Source organism: Nocardia sp. NPDC060220 (assembly GCF_042727815.1).
In the GTDB taxonomy this organism is placed as follows: domain Bacteria; phylum Actinomycetota; class Actinomycetes; order Mycobacteriales; family Mycobacteriaceae; genus Nocardia.
This window is the reverse complement of sequence record NZ_JBHWZY010001038.1, coordinates 1-2,146: the sequence shown is the minus strand read 5'-3', so window position 1 is coordinate 2,146 and position 2,146 is coordinate 1. Positions and strand designations below refer to the sequence as shown.

At 63.5% G+C, this 2,146-nt stretch carries 2 protein-coding genes and 1 pseudogene; 1 reads left to right on the top strand and 2 read right to left on the bottom strand.

Translation table 11 applies throughout. The features are described 5' to 3' along the window. Positions 1-355 (top strand): annotated as a pseudogene (locus ACFWF3_RS33340) (metallopeptidase); the annotation flags it as partial. Positions 356-1,072: 717 nt separating this feature from the next. On the opposite strand, the gene ACFWF3_RS33335 reads toward ACFWF3_RS33340, so the two are convergent. Together ACFWF3_RS33335 and ACFWF3_RS33330 are read right to left on the bottom strand one after the other, a co-directional pair. Beyond that, positions 1,073-1,534, bottom strand: a complete 462-nt coding sequence (locus tag ACFWF3_RS33335; protein WP_358071185.1) for a 6,7-dimethyl-8-ribityllumazine synthase — start codon at positions 1,532-1,534, stop codon at positions 1,073-1,075. 36 nt (positions 1,535-1,570) lie between these two features. Next, on the bottom strand, positions 1,571-2,146 hold a 576-nt coding region (locus ACFWF3_RS33330), incomplete at its 5' end, for an alpha/beta fold hydrolase (protein ID WP_379317920.1).

Below are 2,146 nucleotides of genomic sequence, written 5' to 3'. Positions count from 1 at the left end.
AGGTGAACCCTTGTCGGCGGTCGTTACTGGCGACTACAACGCCGCTGTAGTATTCGTCTCCCGCTACGCTCTCGCGGTGCAGCAAGATCGCAAATTGTCGTTGACCGGCGCTGACTCGGCCGGTCTGCGCACCGCATGCCTGTCAGGTGTGCTGACCACGAAACTCAGCGACCCGGCCAGCGATCCACGCTTGTCGGCCGGCGACCTCGACGAAGCCGTATCCGGTCTGCTCGCCGATGGCCTCGCTGCCGCCGACGTCAATGGCAAAGTTGTGCCGAGTGGGTACCAGCGACTGGAGGCGTTCCGCACTGGTGTCTTGAACGGCGAATCGGCCTGCCTGACCCAGTTCAAATAGGGCATGCGTTTAGGGCATGCGTTAGCTGTTGACGCCAGGGCTGAGGGTTTTCGCCATCCGAGCGACTACCCGCGGCTCCGCGTATCGACCTCGAGTTCCGGCTTGTTGCATGCCACCGGATTTCGTCGGCCGCCGGCTCGGCGATTTTCGACTCAGGTGCCTTGACGCTTTCCATTGCTGATTGCTGACGCTGACTTCGTGAAAGATGTTCTGTCGCAGAGGAATATAGATTTGACACCGTTGGGTTTTCGGTGAAACATGGTTTTTGTCGGCCGTTGAGTTGGAGGGGCCACCTGGCCGACTGGGGGATTAGGTTGTCCTGCATGGCCATTCTGGAAATGTGAGCACCGAGATGTTGAAAAAGTTCTTGCCCATCGTGATTATCGGTGCGGCCTCGTGCGCAATGGTATTGCCGGCATCGGCGTCGGCAACAGTGGTTCCTGATGGGTTCAGGTCTGCCCTGGTGCACGAGTTCTCGTCTGAGCAGGAATGCTTGGAGTATCTTGCGACGCAGTCCTACTACACGTGGTGTCGACAAAACGAAAAGGTCGATGAGGGGCCAGGGATGACAAATCGACTCGGTAGGTGGCAGCCGCGCTGATGAACTGCAGGCCGACGGCCTAGCCGTCGGCGATGCAAACGGCAAGGTCGTGGTCAGCAGCTCAAGGCGTTTCGCACCGGCGTGTTGTCCGTCGAGGCGGTTTCCTGAACCAGTAGTCAGCGCGAGGTAGGCAGTGACCGCAGGGAGCTGAGGGTGTTCGCCACCGCGCGGGCAGCCTCGGCTCCCTTTGTCACGAAGTGGTTGGTGTAGTAGTCCACGTGCTCGCTGTGCTCGTGGAAGTGGTGCGGGGTGAGCACTACCGAGAACACCGGCACATCGGTGTCGAGCTGCACGCGCATCAGGCCGTCGATCACCGCGGAGGCGACGAAGTCGTGGCGGTAGATGCCGCCGTCGACGACCAGGGCCGCGGCGACGATCGCGTCGTAGCGGCCGGTGCGGGCCAGGCGTTGGGCATGCAGCGGGATCTCGAAGGCGCCGGGGACGTCGAACACCTCGACGACCTCGGGATCGAACCCGAAGCCGGTGTATTCGGCGAGGAAGCCCTCGTGCGCCTTGTTGACGATGGAGCTGTGCCAGCTGGCGCGGATGAAGGCAACGGCGCCGGTAGACGTGGTCATGGGTGGTAAGTCTACTAGTGTCGCCCGCGCAAAAACTTACTGACCGGTAACATGGGTTGACAGCCAGTCGGTGACATCGCCGAGCACCTTCGCGCGCTCGGGCTCGTTGAACACCTCGTGGTAGAGCCCGGGATAGCGCAGCACTGTCACGTCGGTCGAGCCCGCGTCACGCTCAAGCAGATCGGCGCTCGACGGTGAGGCGATCACGTCGGCGGTGCCGTGCACTACCAGCAGCGGTGCGGTGAGCGCGCCGAGACGCTGCTTCACCAGCGCGGTGTGCTGCAGGATCTCCACCGCGGTGCGCGCGGGCAGCTTGCCGCGGAACACCAGCGGGTCGTCGTCGTAGGCGCGTACCACCTCGGGATCGCGGCTGATCGTGGACGAATCCAGGGTCAGCACACCGAGATTCGGTGCGAACCGGGTGAGCAGGGGAGCGGCGAGGCGCTGGAGCGGATTGCCGAGCGGGATGTCCAGCGGCGGCGCGGACACGATGATGCCTGCCACGTCGACCGGTCCGCGGGTCGCCTGGTGCAGGACCACGAGGCTGCCCATCGAATGCCCGAGCAGGAACCGGGGGACACCGGGATGGGCGGCGCCCGCGAGATCGAGCAG

Excerpts from the sequence above, each read along its gene's own strand:
- ACFWF3_RS33335 (WP_358071185.1), bottom strand. The coding sequence starts at position 1,534 with ATGACCACGTCTACCGGCGCCGTTGCCTTCATCCGCGCCAGCTGGCAC.